The following is a 22,471-nucleotide window of genomic DNA, read 5'->3' as shown; positions in this document are numbered from 1 at the left end:
GGGCATCCATTCTGGCAGCCAGGGCCTTCGTCCCAACGCCGTGGATCTGTGCGATCAAGCCTCGGCCCCCTCAGTGAAAATCCCTGCTGGGAAAGAGGAGCTTTGCCTGTTCGCGGGGGTGCTGGGCGCTGCGGACGCTGCCTTGCATGGGGCGGATGGTCTCGTCGGCGCGGCCACGGGGGTCGATGGGGTCTGTCCGCGCCTCGCCCAGGCGCGAGAGCTGTGGCGAGAGATCCTCGATCCGCGTGGCGATGATGTGGATGACCGGGTCGTCGCGCTCGATCCGGCCGGTGACGCGCAGCAGGCGGCCGGCGACGACGGCGCCGCGGAACATCTCGTAGGTGCGTTTCCAGACGACGATGTTGGAGACGCCGGTTTCATCCTCCAGCGTCAGGAAGATCACGCCCGAGGCCGTGCCCGGACGCTGACGGGTGATGACCAGCCCGGCGACCGTCACCTGCCCGGAGGCTTGCGGCAGATCGCCATGGGCGAGGATGCGCCCCAGCCTTGGGCGCAGCAGTTCCATGGGATGGGCGCGCAGGGACAGGCGCAGCGAGAGGTAATCCTCGACCGTTTCCTCGCCCAGCGTCATGGCCGGCAGGGTAACGGGAGCTTCCTGCCCGCCCTCGCCGTCCGGACCAAAGAGCGGCAGCGGCGCGGGCCCCTTCAGCGCCGTCACCTGCCAGAGCGCATCGCGCCGCGAAAGCCCGGTGGCGGCAAAGGCATCGCCTTCGGCCAGACGCTCCAGCACCGCCGGGACGACGCCCGCGCGGCGCCAGAGGCTTTCGACATCGGGATAGCCATTGCCGCGGGCGGCGGCGATCCAGTCGGCATCCTCCTGCCGCAGCCCCTTGATCTGGCGGAAGCCGAGCCGCAGGGCGAGGTTGCCATCCGCGCGCGGCTCCAGCGTGCAGTCCCAGGCTGAATGGTTGACCGAGACCGGCCGCACCTCGACCCCGCAGTCGCGCGCGTCGCGGACCAGCTGGGCGGGGGCGTAGAACCCCATCGGCTGGCTGTTGAGCAGCGCGCAGGTAAAGACCGCCTGATGATGCCGCTTGAGCCAGGCGGAGATATAGACCAGCCGCGCGAAGCTCGCCGCATGGCTTTCGGGGAAACCATAGCTTCCGAAGCCCTCGATCTGGGCAAAGCAGCGGGCGGCAAAGCCCGCGTCATAGCCCCGCGCCAGCATGCCCGAGACGAAGCGGTCGCGGAAGCCGCCGATCGTGCCCATCCGCTTGAAGGTGGCGAGGCTGCGGCGCAGCCGGTCGGCCTCGGCCGGGGTGAAGCCTGCGGCGACCACGGCGATCTGCATCGCCTGTTCCTGAAACAGCGGCACGCCATGGGTGCGGTCCAGCACCTCCATCATCGCGGGACCGAGATCCTCGACCGGTTCGCGCCCCCTGCGGCGGTTGAGAAAGGGATGCACCATGCCGCCCTGGATCGGGCCGGGCCGGACGATGGCGACCTCGCAGACCAGATCGTAGAAATTGCGCGGGCGCATCCGCGGCAGGAAGTTCAGCTGCGCCCGGCTCTCGACCTGAAACACCCCCACCGCATCGGCCCGGCAGAGCATGTCATAGACGCGCGGATCCTCGGGCGGAACGGCCGCCAGCGTCAGCCGTTCGCCCCTGTGCTGCGCCAGCAGGTCGAAGGCCTTGCGGATGCAGGTCAGCATCCCCAGCGCGAGGATATCGACCTTGAGAAGCCCCAGCGCGTCGATATCGTCCTTGTCCCATTCGATGACGGTGCGATCCTCCATCGCGGCGTTCTCGATCGGGCAAAGCTCGTCCAGCCGGCCCCTGGTGATGACAAAACCGCCCACATGCTGCGACAGGTGGCGCGGAAAGCCGATGATCTCGCCGATCAGCCGCAGGGTCAGCGCCATGCGCGGCTCGGCGGGGTCAAGCCCGGCCGCGCGCACCCTGTCCCCGACCGGCGCTGTGGCGGACCAGCCCCAGATCTGGCCGGCAAGCCGGGCGACGACGTCCTGTGAAAGGCCCATGACCTTGCCCACCTCGCGGATCGCCGCCCGGGCGCGGAAATGGATCACGGTGGCGGTCAGCCCGGCATGGTCGCGGCCATAGCGGTCATAGATCCACTGGATCACCTCCTCGCGGCGCTCATGCTCGAAATCCACGTCGATATCGGGCGGCTCGCCGCGTTCCTTGCTGATGAAGCGTTCGAAGATCAGGGTGATCGATTCAGGCGGCACCTCGGTGATGCCCAGAAGATAGCAGACCACGGAATTGGCCGCCGAGCCGCGCCCCTGGCAGAGGATCCCGCGCGAGCGGGCGAAGGCCACGATGTCATGCACGGTCAGGAAATAGGGCGCATAATCGACCTCGCGGACCAGGGTCAGTTCCTTTTCCACCCGGTGAATGATCTTCGGCGGCGCACCCTCCGGATAGCGCCAGTGCAGCCCCTCGCGCGTCAGCCGCTCCAACCGTGCCTGCGCGGGTTCGCCATTACGGTTCTCGTCGGGATACTGGTAGCGGAGCTGGTCGAGCGAAAAGCCGCAGCGCGCGGCGATGGCCATCGTGCGCCGGATCGCCGCCGGGTGGCGGTGAAACATCCGCGCCATCTCCTCCCCCGCCTTGAGCCGGCGTTCGCCATTGGGCAGGCGCCGCAGGCCCAGCGTGTCGATCGTGCAGCCCTCGCGCAGGCAGGTGAGCACATCGGCCAGCGGGCGCCGCGCAGCCCGGTGCATCAGCACGTCGCCCACCGCCACCAACGGGGTATTCGCCGCCTGCGCCAGCGCCGCCAGCCGGTCGATGCGCGGCTGATCGCGCCCGTCATAGCGCGGCGCGGCCCCCAGACAGACATTCCCCGGAAACCGCCGGGCCATCTCGCCCAAGGACCTGCGGTCGGGCGTTTCCGACAGCGGATCGGGCGGCAGCGCGATCAGGATCATGCCCTCTGCGCGTTCCATCAGATCGGCGCGGGTGATCCGGCAATCGCCCTTGACCGCCCGCCGCTTGCCAAGCGTCAGAAGGCGCGTCAGCCGCGACCAGGCCGCCAGATCGGTGGGCAGCGCCACCCACTCGATCGCGCAATCGGTCAGCACGAGCCGCGCGCCGGGAATGAGGCGCGGCAGCCTGACCCCGGGCAAGTGCGGTGCCGCGTCATCCGGTGATCTGCTCTGGCGGCTGGAAGGGTCGGTCACGGTCTGCGACCGGATCCCGGGTCCGGTGGCCGCCGCATCCTCCTCCTGCATGCGCTTCAGTTCCTTCAGGGCGGACCAGGCCCGCACCACGCCGGCGACCGAGTTGCGGTCGGTGATGGCGATGGCCTCGAGCCCCAGCTCGGCCGCACGCGTCATCAGTTCCTCGGGATGGGAGGCGCCGCGCAGGAAGGTGAAGTTCGAGGTGACGCAAAGCTCGGCATAGGGGGTCATGCGAATTCCCCCTGCACATACCAGCCCGGATCCTGCGGCGTATGGAACAGCCAGAGCCGCAGCCCCTCCCCGGTCTCGACCCGCCAGTAGTCGCGCAGGCCGCTGCGCCAGGCGGGATCGTCCAGCCACCATTCCGGCGTGATCCGTTCCGGCCCCAGCGCCCGCAGGCTCGTCAGCATCATCCGCCGCCAGCGGAACCGGGCCGGCGGACGTGGACCCCGGGCCATGATCGGTTCGGGAGGGAAGATCGTGATCGGGCGCAGCAACCCTTCCGGCACGATCGGGAGGGGCTGCGAACAGTCGGCGGGCACCAGCAGGAAACTCCGCTCGGGCACAAGGCTCCCGGCCGGCTGGAAGCGCAGGATGCGGTCGAACCCGATCCGGTTTCCGAGCCGGCTGAGAAGATCGGCCAGCGCCTCCTCTCCGTCTGTCGCATTGGCCGCCCGCTGCGCCATGCCGGTCTGTCGCGCGGCCATCGGTTCGACCAGCGGCGCGTCAAGCCGCATTGCATCGATGCCAAAGCCCGCATCGACCTCTTCGATCCCGCGGGCAAAGAGCGCCGCCATCCGCACCGGGTCGCGCATCGCACGCGCCAGACCGATTTCCACCTGCACCGCCGCGCCATCCACCCGCCGCAGGTCCAGCCGCAACCGGCGGGCACCAGCGCCGTGGCGGACCAGCCGCTCGCAGAGCCGTTCGAGCAGGCGTGCGAGCCCCGCCATGACATCCGCCTGCAGCCCGATGGGTTCCGGCAGGGTCAGGCGCACGCCGTAATGCGGGGCTTCCGGTTCGGCGCCGACCGGCTCGGGCTGATGCCCCAGCGCCTGATCGAGCCGGAGCACAAGGCCCTGCCCGAAGCGCCGGGCCATCGGCGCGCGCGGCAAGGGGATCAGATCGCCGATGCGCCCCAGCCCCAGCCGGCGCAGCCGTTCCGCCGTCTCGTGATCGATCCGGAGCGCCGTGACCGGCAGCGGCGCGAGCCCCCGGGCCAGATCCCCCTCCGGCAGGATGCCCCCGCCGCCATGGCGGGCAAGGGCAAAGGCCGCGCCACGGGTGGGGGCAATGGCACTGACCGCCGTCATGCCGGCCCGCGACAGCCGGCCCTGCAGATCGTCCCGCAGCGCCGCCTCGCCGCCAAAGAGATGCCCCACCCCGGTGATATCGGCGATCAGCCCGTCGCTGCCGTCGCGCGCCACCATCGGCGCATAGCGCCCAGCCCAGCGGCAGAGCATGGCCAGCGCCACCCCCTCGGCCGCAGGATCGGCGGGGCGAGTCGACAGATCGGGACAAATCGCGCGCGCATCCGCAAGCGGCATTCCCCGGAAAAGGCCCCGCGCCTCGGCCACATGGTTCAGGCAGTGCAGATGCTCGCTGTTCCCGCCCCGGAGGCTGAGCGCGAAAGGCCCGTCAACCGGACGTTTCCGCAGCGCCCGGTCGCTGGCCAGCCGCGGAAACCATATCGAAAGCAGGCGACGAGCCATCCTAGCGCAGATCCCATTCCCCTGATGTTCCGCTTTTGTTCTTGATAAGAGTCCAGCGTTGCAGAGTCGAGTCCTCCGGTCCGGAGCCGGCCAGAGGCGCGCACTGCCAGCGGGTCTCGACTGCGGCACTTCCCCCCGGTGACAAGAAGATCATTGCGGCGGTCCATGGCGGGAGGCATCCCGCACAGCTTGACAGCTGGCCACGAACAGTTGTTCTAGTTGTGTATGATGCTGCCAGATAAGGATGTCTTCACACAAACCCGCGCAAGATCAGCTGACGGAAATCGTCGACCAGAAAGCTCGCAGCCGGAGCGACGATCCGCAGCACGCCTATCTAACGCTAGCGCTCATGATCGGCCTGCATCATCACCAGACCCTTTTCAGAAAATCGCACTCATGCCCTATGCATCCCGAACAATCGGTGACGTCATCGACGACGTGAACCGGAGCTACTTTCTGCCCGCCATTCAACGCCCTTATGTGTGGTCCTCGTCGCAGGTCGTGGCGCTCTTCGACTCCCTGTTGAAAGGTTATCCGATCAGCAGCTTCATGTTCTGGGCGGTTGACGAAGAGACCAAGGCCGAGATCAGGTGCTACAAGTTCATCGAGAACTACCGGCCGGACGTGGCGAACGAGGCAACCAGCGCAGAGGGTCGGCAAGTTGTCCTTGTGCTGGATGGCCAGCAGCGGCTGACCTCGCTGCTCATTGGCTTGCGAGGGACGTTTTCGGAAAGGGCAAAAGGCGCCCGCCATAGTAACGCTGCTGCATGGTCGGCAAAGTCCCTGTTCATTGACCTGCTGAAAGATCCAGACCCCAGAAGCGCCGATGACGATGGCGAGAACGAGTTCGGCATCACCTACGGGCTGGCGTTTATGGAGCGGCGTCCGGTGAACAACAACCGCCGACACTGGTTCAAGGTAGGCTCGATTCTGGACTACGCCACGGAGGAGCGGCTCGAGGGGCTGATTGCCAAGGTGAAGGACGAACTGCACCCGGGCGTATCGGCGTGGGAGCGCGACCTGGCGGAGGAAACGCTGCGGAGCCTGCACCGGGTGGTCTGGAGAGAGGAAGCGGTGAACTTCTATACAGAGACCGACCAGTCGCCCGACCGGGTCCTCGACATCTTCGTGCGGGCGAATGATGGTGGCACCAAGCTGTCGAAGGCGGACCTGCTGATGTCGATGATCACGTCGAAATGGTCCAGCGGTTCCGCGCGTGACGAGATCATCGGTTTCGTCGAGTTCATCAACAAAGGTCTTGCCGCGCCGAACAAGATCACGCGCGATCTGGTTCTTAAGGCCAGCCTGGTCCTGTGCGACTATGACGTTGCCTACAACGTGAAGAACTTTACGGGTGAGGCCATCGCGACGATCGAAAGCAACTGGTCGCGGATCAAGCAGGCGATCGAGAACACCTTCCGGCTTCTTAACCGTCACGGGCTGACACAGGATAATCTCGGATCGCTGAACGCAACGCTGCCGCTCGTCTACTACATCTACAACACACCGGGTTTCGATTTCCGCGGCACGAGCGAGTTTGAGCAGGTCAATGCGGCGAACATGCACTACTGGCTCTTGAACAGCCTGCTCGTCGGCGCCTTCGCCGGGCAGTCCGACATGGCCATCACAATGGCCCGGGCCGCGCTTCGGGATCATTTGCGGGTTGGCCGGGACTTTCCGAAGCAGAAGCTGTTCGATGCGATGGCGAAGGGCGGGCGCCTGTCGCAGGTAGACGAACGCACCATAGAGGAACTGCTGGATCTGCAGTATGGCAAGCCACGCACATTTGTGGCCCTGTCGCTCCTCTATCCCGGGATCGACTGGCACGGATCGACCTGGCAGTCGGACCACATCATCCCGCAGGCCGCCGCTCAGAAGAACGTCCTGCGCGGGCGCAACCTGCCGGAGCATCGGATACAAGAAATCCTCGGCGCCGTGAACCGCCTGGGCAATCTTCAGCTCCTGCGGGGTGACGAAAACATCGAGAAAGGAGCGTTGCAGTTCAGGTCCTGGATCACGGGGCGTCGTTCCGACTTTTACGAACAGCACATGATCCCCCGTCGACTGGACCTTTGCGACGTCCTGACGTTGCCTGAATTTGTGCGCGAGCGTGAGAAACTGATCCGGGAGCGCCTGCTGGAACGGCTTGGCAAGGTTCCGGCATGACCACGATGGCCATGCCCCGGAAGGAGTTGAAAGCTGCATGCCTGGCATTGCTCGACCGACACGCGGTCGAGCATCCTGCCGGTCCCCAGGGCAAGCTGGTCGCGCGCTATCTTCTGCGCTCGACCTCAGGGGAGCGCGTCAGTCTGATGTTCGAAAAGCACGAGAAGACCAAGCCGCATCTTTGGTTGGAGCACCGTCTTGTGGTGAATCGGATCGAGAATGACATCGAGGCTCGCTTCTATCCGGCGGCAGCGCTGCATCGGGCAATCGTCTCCGGGAAAACATATCCACGGCCGTCAGTCGGCGCTCAAGGCGATGCGAGAGCTGGCAAATGTTGATCTGGTCCGGATACGCCTTCGGCCTTCGTGACGCCCATGACAAAGTCCCGGCCAAGCCCCTTGGACCCGTCCCGTTTTGTCAATTCATGGGTCACCGCGCCGAGGCGCGTCGGCGCCCAGTTGCGCCGCTGGCCGTTCAGGCGGAGCTCTCTGAACAAGAGAGCTCCGCGATCCCACGTTTCGCAGTCGATGATGGCGTCGTGCTCGCCGGGGAAGCTCTCTCGCCCTTGTGGACCGCCTCCCCTAGGTAGGCGGTTCGAGAGCATCCGGTAGGGCACGTCGCCCTTCAACGATCGCGTGGAAGCACGCGCGCGAGCATAGGCGCCAACCACTGTGACGCTGCGACTTCCTTTGGCCGTCGCAGACAAGGCAATGCTCTTGAACACGAACATCATTATGGTACTTGGAAATGCTCGTGCTAGATGAGGCTTTTGGGCAGGCTCGGAACCGGCTGTCCGTCCTGATGATCCCCGACCCAGATTTACAGATGGGTAGGTCAGCCCGATGGGAAGGACCTCGAAGCTTTACGTGAGGTAAGTGTATGTACCCGGCTGAAGTCTACGAAGCGCTCGCGGCCCTTGCCGCACATTCTCGGCCGGCACTGGAGGATGTCGTTCCTAACCCGCCGGATATGCGGCTCAAGGAAGCGGTCGAACATGAGGGCCGCGAGCGCGCGTCAGACGACAGCGCCGACCTCGGTCGTTTTTCGGCCGCGGCTGTCACGGCGGACATTACGCAATCACCCCCGTCGGAAGCATCGGACGAATATGATCAGGATGATTACGCCATCGAGGGCGATGACGGCCGTTATGCCGCTCCCGATGGGCCTTGATCTCTTCCACCATGCTCTCGATGCATCCCGCTGCGACAAAGATCAGCCAGGCTTGGGGGGCGCCGCATCAGCTCGGCCCCGTCACGCAGGCCATCCTCAGGGGCTGGCGTCAACGCGCGAGCTGTTCAACAGGAGATCTCAATGCAGGCCTCAGATTCCACGCCGAACGCCGGCAGTCTTGACCGCATCGCGCTGAAGGCTTTTCTCCGCGTGGTCGAGGCTTGGGAGCTCGGTCACGAAGATGCCGCCGGCCTGGCCGGCATGTCGCCAAACCTTCAGACGAGCGCGCGGAAGAGGATCACGCCCATGACCGCCGAGGAAGCGATGCACTGGGCCGAAGAACACGGCCTCACCGATCTGCTTGAGATCGAGTTCGGTGACAGGATTGAGGACGCGTAACCTCCCGCCCCGCCCAACACGTCTGCCATTCTCGGATCATCGTACTTTCTCGGCTCTTCCCTTGATTGGGAAGCGTCTTCTCTTATCACCCGCTACTCCGCGCCGCAGCTACGCGCTGCTGGTGGCGACTCGCCTGGATCACTCTTGCCGGTCATTTCAGGATGGCCTTGCTGGTGAACTCGGTGCCATTGTCCGAGACGATGCAGGCCGGTTTTCCGTAGATCCTGATCAAGGCGTCCACCGCGGCGACGTCGACGCGATCGCTGATTGTCTCGAGGCAGAGGGAGAGCTGACCGGGACACACCTGAGCGAAGTGCTGAGGCCGCTGATCGGCTTCGCGACAACGCTGGCAGAGTAAGGGACGTGCCAGAAACAGGCGGACTTCCCGCTTGGGGAGGAGGGCAGATCCGGCTAAACTGAAACGACGGCCGGCGGCGCTGCTGATGCCAAGCTCTACCATCCGCTACCGCGCTCGCTACCGTGACGCAAAGGCGCGCAAAAAAGTCAAGCCAAAGCAACGACTTGAAAAGGGTAAGTGGCGGAGGGCATGGGCCTGAAAGACAACCTTCTCTGACCAGCGGCCAAGGGTTCCGACCTGAATCGCCTGCCCGACATCGACAATTCTCCGGACCTTTGGTAACAAAGACTAGCGCAAAAATGGCGGACTGTCCGGGTGGACCCACTTAGCGACATTGTTTCCTTGCTGCGTCCCTCTGCGGCCGTATCGAAGCCGATCACGGGACGGGGCACATGGGGCGTGCGATACGATGCGCACGATGCCCCGGGCTTCACGATCGTGCTGGACGGCGAATGCTGGCTGGCGCTGGACGGTGAGCCGCCGGTTAGGATCGCCCGAGGGGACTTCCTGCTTCTGCCGACGACACCGCCCTTCACGATCAGCAGTCAGCCCGGTGTGGAGTGCCTGCCCGGACTGCCGGGCGATGTCGCCGTGCGCCACGGAGATCAGGACGGCGATCCGGATTTCGTCTCGCTCGGGGGGACATTCTGCATTGAAAGGATCAATGCCCCCCTGCTCATTGCGCTGTTGCCCAGGATGGTCCTGATCCCGGCGACTCTGGGCCGTTCGCAGCGGCTGGGGCGGCTGGTCGAACTGGTCATGGAGGAATGCGCCCATGACGACCCGGGCAAGGAAATGATCCTGCGCCGCCTGCTGGAAGTGCTTCTGGTCGAGGCGCTCCGCTGGCAGGGCATCGACAGCCATGACCCCAGGGCGGGGCTCCTGAACGGCCTGCGCGATCCGACGCTCGCCCGCGTGCTCCGCGCCATTCATTCCGATGTGCGGCGGACGTGGACCGTGGCCGACCTGGCTAAGCTCGCCGGGTCCTCCAGATCGGCTTTCGCCGCCCGGTTCAGCGAGGTGCTTGGCTGCGGCCCCATCGAGTATCTCGCACGGTGGCGGATGGCGCTCGCCAAGGACGCGCTGCTGTGCGGGGAGAAGACCCTGGACAGGATTGCGGACGAGATCGGGTACGACTCGGCCAGTGCATTCAGCACGGCGTTCCGCAAGCGCCTCGGCGTGTCGCCCGGCCGGTATGCGAAGGGGGCGGCCGACGCCGTCGCCCCAGCGTCCTGACGGACGGTGTTGGCTCCGCCCGGCGTGATTGCGCCACGGACCAGGTCTGGACGACTGATAACAAATGAAGGATCATCGAGCATAGACCGTCCATTTTGACGACGGCATATTCGGACTATCCCAATGAATGGAGGTCTGAATTGAAAACCATCCTGATCACTGGCAGTTCTTCCGGCTATGGCCTTGAAACTGCCCGTCACTTCCTCTCCAACGGCTGGTCCGTCGTCGCCACCATGCGTCGGCCCGATGCGGGGCTGCTGCCCCGGTCGGAACATTTGCGGCTGCTCGCGCTCGATGTCACGGACCCAAGCAGCATCGCCGCCGCCGTCGCGGAGGCCGGCCCGGTCGATGTCCTGGTCAACAATGCCGGTATCGGTGTCGTCGGTGCCTTCGAGGCCACACCGATGGCCCATGTCCGCAAGGTGTTCGAGACGAATACCTTCGGCGTCATGGCCATGTGTCAGGCGATCATTCCCGGCATGCGCCAGCGCCGCTCGGGCGTCATCGTCAACGTCACCTCCAGCGCGACGCTGGCGCCCATGCCGCTGGCCTCGGCCTATACTGCCAGTAAGCAGGCGATCCAGGGCTTCACCGGCTCCCTGGCGCACGAACTGGGCGCCTTCGGCATCCGGGCGCGGCTGGTCGAGCCGGGCTACGGGCCGACGACCCGCTTCGCCTCGAACACCGAGGTTCCGGCGACCGATCTGATCCCCGCGGCCTATTCCGACTTCGCCGCGCCGATCTTCGCGGGCTACGCCAACCCCGGCCCGACGACCCGCGAAAGCGATGTGGCCGAGGCGGTCTGGCTGGCGGCGACCGACCCGTCCGACCGGCTGCGCTATCCCGCCGGCGCCGACGCCGTAGCCTTGGCAAAGGCGGCGTGATCCCGCGGGCAGCCGGGGTCCTCCGGCTGCCGCCCCGGCACAACAGGGAGACCCAGATCGTGACCGACTTCACTCTTTCCATCAACGGCCGCCGGCACGAGGTGACGGCCCCGAAGGACATGCCGCTGCTCTGGGTCCTGCGCGAAAGCCTGGGCCTGACCGGCACCAAGTGCGGCTGCGGCGTCGGCGCCTGCACCGTGCATCTGGACGGGATGGCCACCCGTTCCTGCCAGTTCGCCGTCGCCGATGTGGGCGAGGGCCAGATCACCACCATCGAAGCCATCGGCGCGACGCCCGAGGGCCGGGCCGTGCAGGACGACTGCCGAAGCAATAGCCGACCAGAAGCATCCGGATCATCAGTTCGGGAGCGACGGAGGGACGGCCGGTGTGGCTGTAGAAATCTACAAGATGGGCACGGATGCTGCTCCGATCGACGAACCGCTCGATGGATCGAAGTAGGTGATCTTGTGGAATGTGATCCTCAAGCGAGAACTCGTAAAACAGCGCCGGCTGAGCCTCCTGCCCGGGCCCCATCATTGCCGATCGTCACCTTCGATCACTGGAATTGAATCAGCAGTTCAGGGTTCAATCAAGGAAGTGTTTCTTAACAAAATACGCCCTTTACGATGCCCGCGCGGCATTGGCGTCGATTGTGTCGCAATTTTCAGCCGCCCATTCGCAAAGTGCAAACAGCGGCGCCACAAGCGTCTGGCCCAGATCGGTCAGCCGGTATTCCACCCAAGGCGGGTTCTTGTCGGCATAGACCTTCCGCGCCACCAAGCCGTCCCGCTCCAACCCACGCAGCGTCATGGTCAGCATCCGCTGCGAGATGTCTTCGACCTCGCGGCGGATCTGGTTGAAGCGTTTTGGATGCTCGGACAGGATCAGGATGATCAGCACGGTCCACTTGTCGCCGACGCGTGACAGAATCGGCGTGATCCGAGCGCATTCCCCGGGCACAGACATGTTCCCTAGTTTCATTTCTGTGTCTCCTTGTGCGGTCCGGCGCTTACTCTAGGTGTCTTGGTCTCAAATAGTAACCACACTGGAACATCACAATGTGCACTCTTTGCAAGGCCGGATTCCCGCAATCCCACAGCAACCCCACGCGCCGGACGTTCTTGCGCGGTGCGCTCGCATCTGCGGCGGCGGCGGCGTTTCTGCCCGCTTTCCTGACGCGCCCGGCAGCGGCGCAGGAAATGCCAGCCGGAGTTGGCGAAGCGGGACGGCGCACGCTCATCCGGGGTGGGCATATCCTGAGCCAAGACAGCGCGATCGGTGATTTTACCGGCGATGTGCTGACCGAGGGTAGCCGCATCCTGCAGCTGGCCCCGCAGATCGATGCCCCCGATGCGGCGGTGATCGACGCCACGGGCCGGATCGTCATGCCGGGCTTTGTCGACACCCACCATCACCAATTCGAGACATCGCTGCGGTCATATCTGCCGAACGGGATCATGTTCGCCGATCCGACCCGCCCCGGCGAGCCGACCTATCTGGACGATATCTTGGGGATCTTCTCGAAACTCTACCGCCCTGAAGACGTCTATATCGCGCAGCTTTTCGGCGGGCTCAGCCAGCTTGATGCCGGGGTGACCACGGTGCATGACGTGTCGCAGATCCACCATTCCCCGGCCCATTCCGATGCGGTGATCGCCGGGATGCAGGCCGTGGGCCGCCGCGGCGTGTTTGGTTACTTTGAAGGTTATGGCCCCGACCTCGCTTATCCGGGCGACGCGCGCCGGCTGCGCGATACGTATTTCGCCTCCGACGACCAGTTGCTGACCATGCTGATGGGGGGCGAGGTTTATCTGCCCGGCGTCGATCCGTTGGACCTGTGGCGGCTGGCGCAGGACCTGGACCTGATGATCGGCCTGCATGTGGTGGGATCTCTGGGCATGCGCGAGACGATGGATGCGCTGATCCCGCATTACACCGACAAGCACCTGTTCATCCACATGACCGGCATGTCCGATGCGGCTTGGGCCCGTGCGCAAGAGGTGGGCGCGCATGTCTCGCTCGCGGTGCCAATCGAAATGCAGATGCGCCATGGGATGCCGCCGATCCAGAAGGCGATCGACATGGGTATGGCACCGTCGCTGTCGGTGGATGTCGAATGCACCATGACGGCGGATTTCTTTACCCAGATGCGCGGCCTGATGACCGTGCAGCGGATGATGGCGAACCAGACCGCGCTGGAACAGGGGCCCGAGGCGGCACCCGCGTTGATGAGCGTGCGCGAGGCGATCACCTTCGCCACGATCAATGGCGCTGCGGGCCTCAAGCTGGACCACAAGACCGGATCGTTGACGCCCGGTAAGGAGGCCGACATCATTTTGCTGGACGCTGACGCGCTGAACGTGGCGCCGCTGAACAACGCCGCTGGTGCGGTGGTGACACTGATGGAACGCTCGAACGTGGAAAGCGTGCTGGTGGCAGGCCAGATCAAGAAATGGAAAGGCGCCATCGTCGGGCATGACATTGCCGCCCTACGCAACCAGATCGTCGCCTCGCGCGACTATCTGTTCGAGACGGCCGACGTCACGGTGCCGCTTTTCGACTGATCGCGCCACGTCGTAACCATACGCTACGCCGTATGGCCCCCTTCGGCGGTTGGCCCCCTCCGCGATTTTGTCGAATTTGGGTGCTACATTCCGGGCATTCCTCGCTGGGCAACAAGACGCCAGCAGAAGCGCGCCGGGCGCTTGAGCAATCTGAGGGCTCCGCGCCCGGCGCGCTTGCCCAGCCCGAAACCGACCACTATCAACCCAAGGACTCTCGTTATGAACGAGGGACGACCGGGGGGCAGGTCACTCGTGAATTTGCAACGCCATCTCTTGCAGGCACTTTTCGAAGACGGAAAGATCGCGTGCGGGATCGGATACTGCGGCGGCGGCCCTCGTGTTCCGTAGGACCCTTCCGCCCTGCCTCTCGATGCCCGCGTCGATCATCAGATTGTCAGCCTTCCCATGGCTTTCAATCATTAACCCGTCAGACCCGCGAACGAGGCCGCCTTCAAATATGTCAACGTGGCCGCCATACCAACTCGCTCGCACACGCTCGCCATAATCGTGCGGGTCGTTTGTATAGGCCCAGACCCGCCGTCCCAACGCGATCATGAAGCCTATCTCATAAACGGTGCCCGCGTCGGCGCTAATACCGCGGAAGGGGGTGACGTTTGCAAGGCAGAAAGCGGATCTTCGCATTGCTTCATCGTTTCGGGCATATATTGCTGATGCGAAAACCGGGCCTGCGGGAGCTTCGGCCTCGTCGCTGCCGGGGCCTGTCGGCTCGAAGCCATACTCACGGGCGAGGCGGCGCTTCTCACGCATTACGTCGCGCGCGTCTGGAAGAAAGACTTCTGGCCCTGCAAGATAGATTGAACGATTGCCCATTTGTCTACCTCCAACGTGCGGAGACGCGGCGCTCCGCCTGCAGAGAAAGAGTGAAAGAGATGACAGAGATCATCGTGGCCACGACAGAAGTGCCGAAGGCCCTCTCGGTATCGAAGTCGCCTGCGGACTGCCTAAAGAGATACCCGAGCCCGCTCTGACCCATGAGGAACTCTGCTACCATAGCCGAGAGAATAGCCGAAGGTGCCGCGAGGCGTAGCGCGATCATCCAGTTTGGCACAGCCGCAGGCAAAACCAGATGCAGGAACTTGGACATCTTGTTAGCCCCAAGGACATGAAAAAGGTCTTCCGACCCGCGGGGCAACGCTCTCAAGCCCGCGGAGGTGAAGACGAAGGCGGGGAAGAACGAGATAATTACAATGATCGCGAAAACAGTTGTGAGGTTGTAGCCAAGAATGCGGGCGATTACCGGGATGAGTGCTACTACAGGAATTGAAGAAAAGATCATTGCCAGCGGCACCAGCATCCCTGAGAGAAGCCGCGAGAACCACGCAACCGCCGCAATCAGGGTGCCAAGCGCCATTCCGGCCGCGAGTCCTGCAACGGCCAGGCCAAGGGTCTGGCCGCCGTTGTGGAGATAGACGCTTGGATTTCCTACAAGGTCCCGCAGGACATCGAGCGGCCGGGGCATAACTATCGCGTTGACACCCGTGACGCTCACCCAGAGCTGCCAGATCCCGAGCACAAGGATAACTCCCCAGTAGCGGGAGATCCCCGTTCGCAGGACGTTTATGAGCGATGTCATCAGCGGAACCTCCCATAAACGAAGCGTTCGATCAGCCCCATCAACCCAAAGGCCGAGAGGGAGCCTGCTGCGGCAATGACGACTGCACTCCATAGAAGGGGGATTTGAAAATTCTGCATCGAAGAGACCATGAGGAGGCCTAATCCGCGCGAAGATCCAAACCATTCCCCGATGATCGCGCCGATGAAGGATGCCGGGACCGCGTATTTGAGGCCCGAGACCAGGGCAGGCAATGCCGCCGGAAGCTCCAGCTGGAGTAAACGAAGAAAACGATTTGATCCGAAGGTTGTGAAGAGATCGTGGTGGGCCGTAGAGGCAGCATTAAGTCCCGAGCCGGCGGCGACAAAGATGACGAAGTAGACGTTGAGCGTCGCGATAGCCATGCCCGTCCATTCTTGGCTAAGCAGCACGATGAAAAGTGGGGCGAGTGCGATTGACGGCACTGCATTGATAACGGAGGAGAGGCGGCCCAATCCTTCGCGCATGGGTTGCACCAGGTGTGCCAGCCCCGCCACTAGCGCCCCCAGAAGAGCCCCAAGCAGATAACCTAGGCCGACCATGGAGAAGGTCGCACTCGTTGCCCGCAGGAAGAGCGGCCGACGGTCGGGATCAGTGAGATAGGCGATGACAGTTGTCAGCGGCGGCCATGTCAGCCCTGCGAGCTGGTTCTGCCCGATGTATTCCCAAGCAGCGAGAAAGAGCACGATCCCCAGCACCCCATAGAATACATCCTGTGCCCGTTCGCGGCTCAACGTCACGGCCTTGTCTCCGGCTGTTCCAGTGCCTCGGTCAGATCATCCTCGAGTTGATGGAACTCTGGGGAACGCATAACCTCCGGCGCACGGGGGCGCCCGAACGGGACGATTGCCTCTCGCAGGATGCGCCCTGGACGACCGCTCATCACCACGACCCGGTCGGCGAGAAAAAGGGCTTCGTCAACCGAGTGCGTAACCAAAAGGGTGGAAATGTTCTGCTCCAGCCATATCCGTTGTAGTTCTAGATTCATCTGCCGCCGTGTCACCGCATCCAGCGCTCCGAAAGGCTCATCGAGCAGCAGAACATCTGGACGCAGAACAAGCGCGCGGGCGATAGACACCCGCTGCCGCATCCCGCCTGAGAGCTGGCTGGGCCGCGCTTTCTCAAAACCCGAGAGGCCGACGAGAGCTATCAGTTCCCGAATGCGGTCGCGGTCGACGGGGCGGCGCGAGATACGGAAGGGCAAGGCTACGTTCTGCTCTACCGAGAGCCAGGGCAGAAGCGCATGATCCTGGAACGCCACGCCAAGCCGATGCGCACGTGCGAGTTCCTCAGGTGCGTGCCCATCGACCGTGACGCGACCTCGTGTCGGCTGCTCCAGTGCTGCCAGCATCCTCAGCAGCGTGGACTTGCCACAGCCCGAGGGGCCGATGAGTGCGACAAACTCCCCTGCCCCAATCTCGAGCCGTGCCTTTTCCACTGCGACGACGGTTTGACCGTTGTCCATGGCAAAGTCCTTGCCGACGTGATCCAGCAGGATCTCCGCGCCTTTTGCACCTGCGCTGTTCATCCGACCAACTTCTCAAACCGCTCCGAAATGATGGGCATACGCTCGATTAGGCGTGCGTTGATGCGTTCGACGTCGATGCCGACCATCTCTCGCTTGCGCATCACAACACGACCATCGACAAGCACGGTGTCCATGTCCCGGCCAACGAGAACGGAGGCTGCAATGAAGAGCGGGTCCTGCATGGGCCGGTGATCCATCCGGCTCGTGTCAGCCAGAAGAATATCTGCCTTCTTACCTACCTCAAGCGAGCCGACGTGGTCAAAGATGCCAAGCGCCCGGGCGCCTCCGTGCGTTGCCACCCTTAGCAGCTCCTCGGAAGAGATCGGGTCCTTCCAGTGCAGGGTGGAGGAATGGATTGCCTGCTGACCGACCCGGGCCACATGTGCCACCTGGAAAAGGTCAATCGTGCCGCCCCCGCCAGGTCCGTCGGTGCCAAGGCCAATGTCGATACCGCGACGCCACATTTCAATCAGACGCGGGTGGCCAATCGAGTAGTTGCCGAATCCGCAGTGGCAAGCAGAAAGGCTATGCTGCTCGTAAAGGTCCAGTTCTCGATCAGAAAGGAGGACAGAGTGTGCGCAGTGCAAACGGTGTGACAGCACGCCCATGCTCTCCAGCCACTCAGTTGGACGCATTCCAAACTTCTCTGCAGTATAGTCGATTTCGTAAGAGCCTTCACAGAGATGGGTGTGGATCTTCACGTCTCGGCTCTGCGCCTCGACGGTGATGTCTCGTATCAACTCGGGAGAGCACACGATGACTTGGCGCAGTGACATCCACGCCTTCACCCTATCCCCATCCTTCCACCGGTCTACCAAAGAAGTATTCTTTTCAAGCGCCTCGTCATGCGTGAGCAGCATGTTGGGCGGCACTGTCGCGCCGATGTTCTCCGACTGGTCCACAGTAGACTGGGAGATGAAGCCGCGTATCCCAACTTCCAATGCCGCGCGTCCCATCTCATCGGGGTGGGGTCCGCCCGCTTCGGCAAAGCAGGTTGTTCCTACCTGGATCATGTTTGTATAGGCGACAAGACCGGAAAGATGAACATCCTCGGGATCGAGGCAGCTTTCCCAAGGGATCAAGTAGTTTTTCCAGACCGGCAACTTCAACGGCCGGCTCCGAGCGATAGCCTGCAGCTTGCCCCGTAGAAGCTGCTGCCCCGTGTGGAAATGCGCGTCGATCAACCCGGGCATGGCGATCTGGTCGTTGGCGTCGATTACCTCCTTTGCCTGAATCTTCGCGGCATCAGAATCCTTTCCAATCCAAGCAATGCGGTTGCCCGAGATGGCGATAGCGCCTTGACTGATCACGCGGTTCTCAGGATCCAGCGTTACGACATGGGCACGTCGGATCAGGATATCGGCGCACTCTGGCGCGGTCTTGGGAGCGTTCATTGTAGGAGGTCCTTTAATTCTTCACATTCTCCAGCGCTTCCAGCGCAAGCTCGGGTGCAATCAAAGAAGCGGGATCAGGCAATTCGGTGCGACCGGATGCGCGGGCAGCATTCATCATCGGGCCAGCCACTTTTTCTAAATCTAGTGAGTATATGGGGTAGTCTGGATCTCCATTTGGACGGAAGAACTGCGCCTGCACCTCGTTCTGGCGGATTTGCTGATCCAGCTCGAGACCATAGTCGCGACCGTATTTGTCCACGACTAGGCGAGCGGCATAGGCCGGATCTTCCTCGCTCCGGATCCATCCGGCGACGACGGCCTCTAGATAAGCTAGGACGGTTTCGCGGTTCTCCTCTAGAAATTGCCGAGACACAAATGCGAGCCCCGCGTAGCCCTCGAGGCCGAGATCATCAAAACTGCGAAAGTAAAAATCTTCCTCGGCCACCAGCCCCATCTGCTCTAGCGTGATGGCTTGATTAGTAGCGAATGCAGTGTAGCCGTCACCGTCGCCCGCCAGCAGCGGCTCCGGAGAGAAGCCGCCCGGCACCATTGTCCAGTCATCCGTGGGCAGACCCGCAAGACTCAGCGTCGCCTCTATTGCAGTTTTCTCGGCCGGTCCCTGAGCCAAGATACGTGCGCCTTGAATATCCACCGGCTGGAGGATCGGGTGCGAAGGCAGAGAGATGATGCCAAGCGGAGAGGTCTGCATCGCTGCAGCGATCAGCACGAAGTCGTTGCCACGGGCGACAGCGTCCAGAAAGGGCAGCCAACTAGTGTAGCCGATATCAGCCTCGCCCGCAGCTACTGCAGTAAGTGCGTTCGGTGCGTTGGGGCCGCCTGGCGCGATCTGAACATCAAGGCCACGCTCGGCGAAAAGGCCGTCTTCAAGCGCAATGAAATGTTCCCCGTATTGAACATTGGCGATCCAGCCCAGCTGAACGCGTAGAGGAGTATCGGCCAATATGGGAGAACCCGCCGCCAAGAGCGCGGCAGAGAAAAATAGGGGGCGGAGCATTGGAAAAATCCTTTCGAAAGTAAAAGGTCAGGAGATGAGAGCCAAGGCCTCGGGAACGACTTCCAAATCAGCCATTTCGTGTAACGGCGGGACCTCGCGGCCCGTGGCCCGAGCGACCTCGGTCATGGGGCCCGTCAGGCTTTCAGCGTCAAGCGCAAAGAGATCTGCTTCCGGCGTCGGAGCGACGAGGGGGATCTGCAACTCATTCTGCCTAGCTTGTTGCTGAGGATCGAGGCCCAGATCGGCCCCATACTCATTTAGCACCAGGTCGAGCGCGGCGTCGGGTTCCGTCACGGCGGCGCGCCACCCTCGGATCATGCCGGCCATGTAGCCCGTCACTGCATCGCGGTTCTTATCCAAAAAGTCACGACGAGTAAGATAGAGGCCTTGCATCACCCTGTATCCGAGATCGGTCAGAAGGGTGACGTGGAAATCCTGCCCCTCCACCAACCCCATCTGTTCGAGCGTGATTGGCTGGTTTGTTGCGAAGGCGAGATAAGCGTCGCCGTCACCGGCGAGCAGCGGTTCCGGTGAAAAACCGGTCGGAACTGCGGTGTAATCGCGTGGGAGGCCCGCATTGTCAAAGATTGTATCGAGGATAAGGCTGTCAGAGGGATTCTGAGTAAGAATACGCATCCCCACCATGTCTTCCGGCCGGTGCAGAGGGCGCCCGGCGAGGGAGATGATGGCCGACGGACTCACCTTCCACTGCGCACCGATCAGCACGAAGTCGTTGCCGCGGGCACGGGCATCAAGGAAGGGGTTCCAGTTTGCCGTGCAAACCTGTGCACGCCCCGCAGCAAGTGAAACCAGCGTGTCGGGCGCATTTGGTCCCCCTGCAATGAAATCCGCCTCCACCCCATGATCAGCAAAGTAGCCGCGGCTGAGGCCAAGAAAGAACCCCGCATATTGGATGTTGGAGACCCACCCATGCGCGGTGGTTACCCGCATTAACTTGGACTCCGCACGAAGTGAAGGAGCAGAGACTGCAACACCCAACGCGCCTATTCCAGCGGCAAGGAAGCGGCGTCGAGACAGCGGACACAATGAGGAAGGTATCATCAAGCGACTCCTGTTGGTGCAGATCGCGGGTTCTGGCATACCGGCTTGCAACCAGCGCTGTAACCTCTTATTACAATAAGGTGTATCACATGAAAATATACTTACAACCTCAAAATGGAGTCGGATCGTGGCAGTATTAGGCGCACCTGCTCCTGACTCGCTGCCACCAGGCTCGGTTGTCGCGGAGCGAATTGAAGCGGTTTATCCTGAGCTCTCGCAGGCGCTACGGACCTTCGCGGACTTCGTGCTACGCTCTCCACTGAAAGTTGCGGGGCTTTCCATTAATGATACGGTCGAGGTGACAGGAGTCTCCGTTGCTTCCGCCAACCGATTTGCGCGAAAGCTGGGGTTTCCCGGCTACGCCGAGTTCCGCGCAGAGCTTCTTCGCGGCTTAGCCCCGGCGCAGGAGCCGGTAGAGAAGCTCCGCCGCAAGCTATCCGAAGCTTCCAGCACCATTGAGGTAGTTCAAGCCTCGCTGGCAGAGGATGCCGCGAACCTTCATGGCTCTATGGCCAATCTCGATCCTGCACGCTGTGAACAGGCAGTGGACATGATCAGTGCTGCGCGCCGCATCTTCATCCTTGGGTTTGACAGTGCCGCTGGTCTCGCATTGATCCTGTCGCACCGGCTGCAGGCGGTAGGCTGCGATGTCCGCACCGTGGAGAGCGGTGCGGGAACAATTTCAGTCGCACGGCATCTGACGAGTCTGGGCCCCGAGGATCTGGTAATCGCGATCACCTTCCCGCGCTATCTCCGTGATACGGTCGCTATGAGTCGGTTTGCCCACCAGCATGGTATCCCTATCCTCGTTGTCACCGACAATCAGACTTCGCCACTCGCCAAGATTGGGACTGTCGTGCTTTATGCACAGGCCCGCCGGAGCTTCGCCTCCACCTCGGACGCCGCCGTCCTTGCTGTGCTGGAGGCGCTAGTTGCGGGCGTAGCAAACAAGCGGCCTGGCGCAGCCGATGCTGCTCAGCGCTTTGCGGACACTGGCTTCTACTGGTTCGCCTACCCGGAGCAGGAGTCAGACGCAAAACCTGCAAATTCCAAATCTAGTCGAAAGAAGGACAAGACATGACAGAACCCTGCCGCATCATCCTTGACGTGGACACCGGCATCGACGATGCGCTGGCCATCGTTTACGCACTTGCTCATCCCGAAATCACGCTCGAGGCGGTGACCACAACCTACGGGAATGTCGACGTGGAGCAGGCGACTCTGAACACGCTTGCGCTGCTGCAGGCAGCGGATTGTCTGGACGTGCCCGTCGCGGCAGGGGCAAAACGCGCACTCACACGGCCTTATAACAAGAGGGGAAGCCGCATCCACGGCCCTAACGGCTTTGGTGGCATCGACTTGCCGAGCCCAGAGCGCACTGCTCTTGACACATGGGCGCCCGACCTGCTGATCGAAATGGCGCATAAGCATCCAGGGAAACTGACGCTCGTGCCAACAGGGCCAATCACCAACGTTGCGCTTGCCCTGATGAAGGCGCCGGAAATTGCCACGCTCTTCAAGCGTATCGTCATTATGGGCGGCAGCATCTGGCATCCTGGGGTGCCCCGCATCCCGAGTCCGATGGCCGACGCCAACTTCTTCAACGACCCAGAGTCTGCGCGGATCGTTCTCCAATCCGGAGCCGACATCATCCTCGTAGGCATGGACGTGACAATGAAGACGCTTTTCACTGATGCCATGATGGACCGGATTGAAAAGCAAGGCGGCTTCGCTTCGCGGAAATGCGCGGAAGCAAGTCGCTTCTATCTTGCAGCCTATCGCGATCAGTATCCCGACATTACTGGCTGTGCGCTACACGATCCACTCGCCGTTGCCGTCGCGCATGATCCGACGCTAGTGACGCTGGAGCCAATGCAAATCGACGTGGAATGCGCGGGAGAATTAACTCGAGGACAAGTCATTCCAGATCGGCGGCGAACCGGAACGACCATTCCCAATGCCGCCGTTTGTGTCGATGTAAACGTAGATCGATTTGTCGATGGGTTTGTCAACCGCTTGGCGACCTTTGGACAGGACCAAGTAGCGCTTTGAAACATGGTGATGGGCCGCATCCTCCGCGGCCTGCACCACCAGCAGTGAGCCACAGGTGGATGCAGATGAAGCCGAGGGAGCCCCGCTCGTCGCTCGAACCGGTTCGAGGTCACTGGACTTGAAGGTATCCTTGATCTGCTTGTCGAGATCATCGCG

At 62.7% G+C, this 22,471-nt stretch carries 20 protein-coding genes and 2 pseudogenes; 10 read left to right on the top strand and 12 right to left on the bottom strand.

The window, feature by feature from the left end; genetic code table 11:
- Window positions 1-70: 70 nt before the first annotated feature.
- Both ACFQXB_RS13565 and ACFQXB_RS13560 read right to left on the bottom strand, forming a co-directional pair.
- On the bottom strand, window positions 71-3,394 hold the full coding sequence (locus ACFQXB_RS13565; protein ID WP_377404753.1) for an error-prone DNA polymerase: 3,324 nt from the start codon (window positions 3,392-3,394) through the stop codon (window positions 71-73).
- Window positions 3,391-4,875 carry a Y-family DNA polymerase gene (locus ACFQXB_RS13560; RefSeq protein ID WP_377404750.1) on the bottom strand — a complete coding sequence of 495 codons (1,485 nt, stop codon included), beginning with the start codon at window positions 4,873-4,875 and terminating at the stop codon, window positions 3,391-3,393. The genes ACFQXB_RS13565 and ACFQXB_RS13560 overlap by 4 nt, the downstream gene beginning before the upstream one ends.
- A 396-nt stretch (window positions 4,876-5,271) precedes the next feature.
- Between ACFQXB_RS13560 and ACFQXB_RS13555 the strand changes: the two genes are divergently transcribed.
- The 4 genes from ACFQXB_RS13555 to ACFQXB_RS13535 all read left to right on the top strand — a co-directional run bounded on the left by ACFQXB_RS13555 (window position 5,272) and on the right by ACFQXB_RS13535 (window position 8,610).
- The gene (locus ACFQXB_RS13555) at window positions 5,272-7,041 is read left to right on the top strand and encodes a DUF262 domain-containing protein (protein WP_377404747.1); all 1,770 of its coding nucleotides are present in this window, start codon (window positions 5,272-5,274) and stop codon (window positions 7,039-7,041) included.
- On the top strand, window positions 7,038-7,379 hold the full coding sequence (locus tag ACFQXB_RS13550; RefSeq protein WP_377404744.1) for a hypothetical protein: 342 nt from the start codon (window positions 7,038-7,040) through the stop codon (window positions 7,377-7,379). The genes ACFQXB_RS13555 and ACFQXB_RS13550 overlap by 4 nt, the downstream gene beginning before the upstream one ends.
- 541 nt (window positions 7,380-7,920) lie before the next feature.
- Window positions 7,921-8,211 carry a hypothetical protein gene (locus ACFQXB_RS13540; RefSeq protein ID WP_377404741.1) on the top strand — a complete coding sequence of 97 codons (291 nt, stop codon included), beginning with the start codon at window positions 7,921-7,923 and terminating at the stop codon, window positions 8,209-8,211.
- Window positions 8,212-8,352: 141 nt separating this feature from the next.
- On the top strand, window positions 8,353-8,610 hold the full coding sequence (locus tag ACFQXB_RS13535; protein ID WP_377404738.1) for a hypothetical protein: 258 nt from the start codon (window positions 8,353-8,355) through the stop codon (window positions 8,608-8,610).
- Window positions 8,611-8,761: 151 nt separating this feature from the next.
- On the opposite strand, the gene ACFQXB_RS13530 is transcribed toward ACFQXB_RS13535, so the two are convergent.
- Window positions 8,762-9,070 (bottom strand): hypothetical protein, encoded by a 309-nt coding sequence (locus tag ACFQXB_RS13530; protein ID WP_377405251.1) that lies wholly within the window; start codon window positions 9,068-9,070, stop codon window positions 8,762-8,764.
- 213 nt (window positions 9,071-9,283) lie between these two features.
- On the opposite strand from ACFQXB_RS13530, the gene ACFQXB_RS13525 reads away from it, so the two are divergent.
- The 3 genes and pseudogenes from ACFQXB_RS13525 to ACFQXB_RS13515 form a co-directional block, all read left to right on the top strand.
- Window positions 9,284-10,204 carry an AraC family transcriptional regulator gene (locus ACFQXB_RS13525; protein ID WP_377404734.1) on the top strand — a complete coding sequence of 307 codons (921 nt, stop codon included), beginning with the start codon at window positions 9,284-9,286 and terminating at the stop codon, window positions 10,202-10,204.
- A 140-nt stretch (window positions 10,205-10,344) separates the two neighbouring features.
- On the top strand, window positions 10,345-11,088 hold the full coding sequence (locus ACFQXB_RS13520) for an SDR family oxidoreductase (RefSeq protein ID WP_377404731.1): 744 nt from the start codon (window positions 10,345-10,347) through the stop codon (window positions 11,086-11,088).
- A 119-nt stretch (window positions 11,089-11,207) separates the two neighbouring features.
- Window positions 11,208-11,399: pseudogene (locus ACFQXB_RS13515) on the top strand ((2Fe-2S)-binding protein); the annotation flags it as partial.
- On the opposite strand, the pseudogene ACFQXB_RS13510 reads toward ACFQXB_RS13515, so the two are convergent.
- Both ACFQXB_RS13510 and ACFQXB_RS13505 read right to left on the bottom strand, forming a co-directional pair.
- Window positions 11,395-11,625, bottom strand: a pseudogene (locus ACFQXB_RS13510) (IS5/IS1182 family transposase); the annotation flags it as partial. The pseudogenes ACFQXB_RS13515 and ACFQXB_RS13510 overlap by 5 nt on opposite strands.
- An 84-nt stretch (window positions 11,626-11,709) precedes the next feature.
- Entirely contained in the window at window positions 11,710-12,069 is a 360-nt protein-coding gene (locus ACFQXB_RS13505; protein WP_043869442.1) for a winged helix-turn-helix transcriptional regulator, read from the bottom strand.
- 218 nt (window positions 12,070-12,287) lie between these two features.
- On the opposite strand from ACFQXB_RS13505, the gene ACFQXB_RS13500 reads away from it, so the two are divergent.
- Window positions 12,288-13,652: an amidohydrolase family protein gene (locus ACFQXB_RS13500; RefSeq protein WP_377404728.1), complete on the top strand. Its 1,365-nt coding sequence runs from the start codon at window positions 12,288-12,290 to the stop codon at window positions 13,650-13,652.
- 246 nt (window positions 13,653-13,898) lie between these two features.
- Here ACFQXB_RS13500 and ACFQXB_RS13495 read toward each other — a convergent pair whose 3' ends face one another.
- The 7 genes from ACFQXB_RS13495 to ACFQXB_RS13465 are packed head-to-tail and all read right to left on the bottom strand — an operon-like array spanning window position 13,899 to window position 20,152.
- Window positions 13,899-14,483 carry a nucleoside 2-deoxyribosyltransferase gene (locus tag ACFQXB_RS13495; protein ID WP_043869440.1) on the bottom strand — a complete coding sequence of 195 codons (585 nt, stop codon included), beginning with the start codon at window positions 14,481-14,483 and terminating at the stop codon, window positions 13,899-13,901.
- A gap of 4 nt (window positions 14,484-14,487) precedes the next feature.
- Window positions 14,488-15,246 carry an ABC transporter permease gene (locus ACFQXB_RS13490; protein WP_043869439.1) on the bottom strand — a complete coding sequence of 253 codons (759 nt, stop codon included), beginning with the start codon at window positions 15,244-15,246 and terminating at the stop codon, window positions 14,488-14,490.
- Window positions 15,246-16,004, bottom strand: coding sequence for an ABC transporter permease (locus ACFQXB_RS13485; protein ID WP_139267225.1), 759 nt, complete (start codon window positions 16,002-16,004; stop codon window positions 15,246-15,248). The genes ACFQXB_RS13490 and ACFQXB_RS13485 overlap by 1 nt, the downstream gene beginning before the upstream one ends.
- Window positions 16,001-16,792: an ABC transporter ATP-binding protein gene (locus ACFQXB_RS13480; protein ID WP_043869438.1), complete on the bottom strand. Its 792-nt coding sequence runs from the start codon at window positions 16,790-16,792 to the stop codon at window positions 16,001-16,003. The genes ACFQXB_RS13485 and ACFQXB_RS13480 overlap by 4 nt, the downstream gene beginning before the upstream one ends.
- Window positions 16,789-18,186 (bottom strand): amidohydrolase family protein, encoded by a 1,398-nt coding sequence (locus ACFQXB_RS13475; RefSeq protein WP_043869437.1) that lies wholly within the window; start codon window positions 18,184-18,186, stop codon window positions 16,789-16,791. Before ACFQXB_RS13475 ends, ACFQXB_RS13480 begins: the two co-directional genes overlap by 4 nt.
- Window positions 18,187-18,199: 13 nt before the next feature.
- On the bottom strand, window positions 18,200-19,201 hold the full coding sequence (locus tag ACFQXB_RS13470; protein ID WP_043869436.1) for an ABC transporter substrate-binding protein: 1,002 nt from the start codon (window positions 19,199-19,201) through the stop codon (window positions 18,200-18,202).
- A gap of 27 nt (window positions 19,202-19,228) precedes the next feature.
- The gene (locus tag ACFQXB_RS13465) at window positions 19,229-20,152 is read right to left on the bottom strand and encodes an ABC transporter substrate-binding protein (protein ID WP_202966945.1); all 924 of its coding nucleotides are present in this window, start codon (window positions 20,150-20,152) and stop codon (window positions 19,229-19,231) included.
- Between the two features lie 238 nt (window positions 20,153-20,390).
- On the opposite strand from ACFQXB_RS13465, the gene ACFQXB_RS13460 reads away from it, so the two are divergent.
- Window positions 20,391-21,344, top strand: coding sequence for a MurR/RpiR family transcriptional regulator (locus ACFQXB_RS13460; RefSeq protein ID WP_052453137.1), 954 nt, complete (start codon window positions 20,391-20,393; stop codon window positions 21,342-21,344).
- Window positions 21,341-22,315, top strand: a complete 975-nt coding sequence (locus tag ACFQXB_RS13455; protein ID WP_043869434.1) for a nucleoside hydrolase — start codon at window positions 21,341-21,343, stop codon at window positions 22,313-22,315. The genes ACFQXB_RS13460 and ACFQXB_RS13455 overlap by 4 nt, the downstream gene beginning before the upstream one ends.
- Window positions 22,316-22,471: the final 156 nt, after the last annotated feature.

It is taken from the genome of Halodurantibacterium daqingense, assembly GCF_042666235.1.
GTDB classification, from domain to species: Bacteria; Pseudomonadota; Alphaproteobacteria; order Rhodobacterales; family Rhodobacteraceae; genus Halodurantibacterium; species Halodurantibacterium daqingensis.
This window is presented reverse-complemented; position numbering and strand designations above follow the sequence as displayed.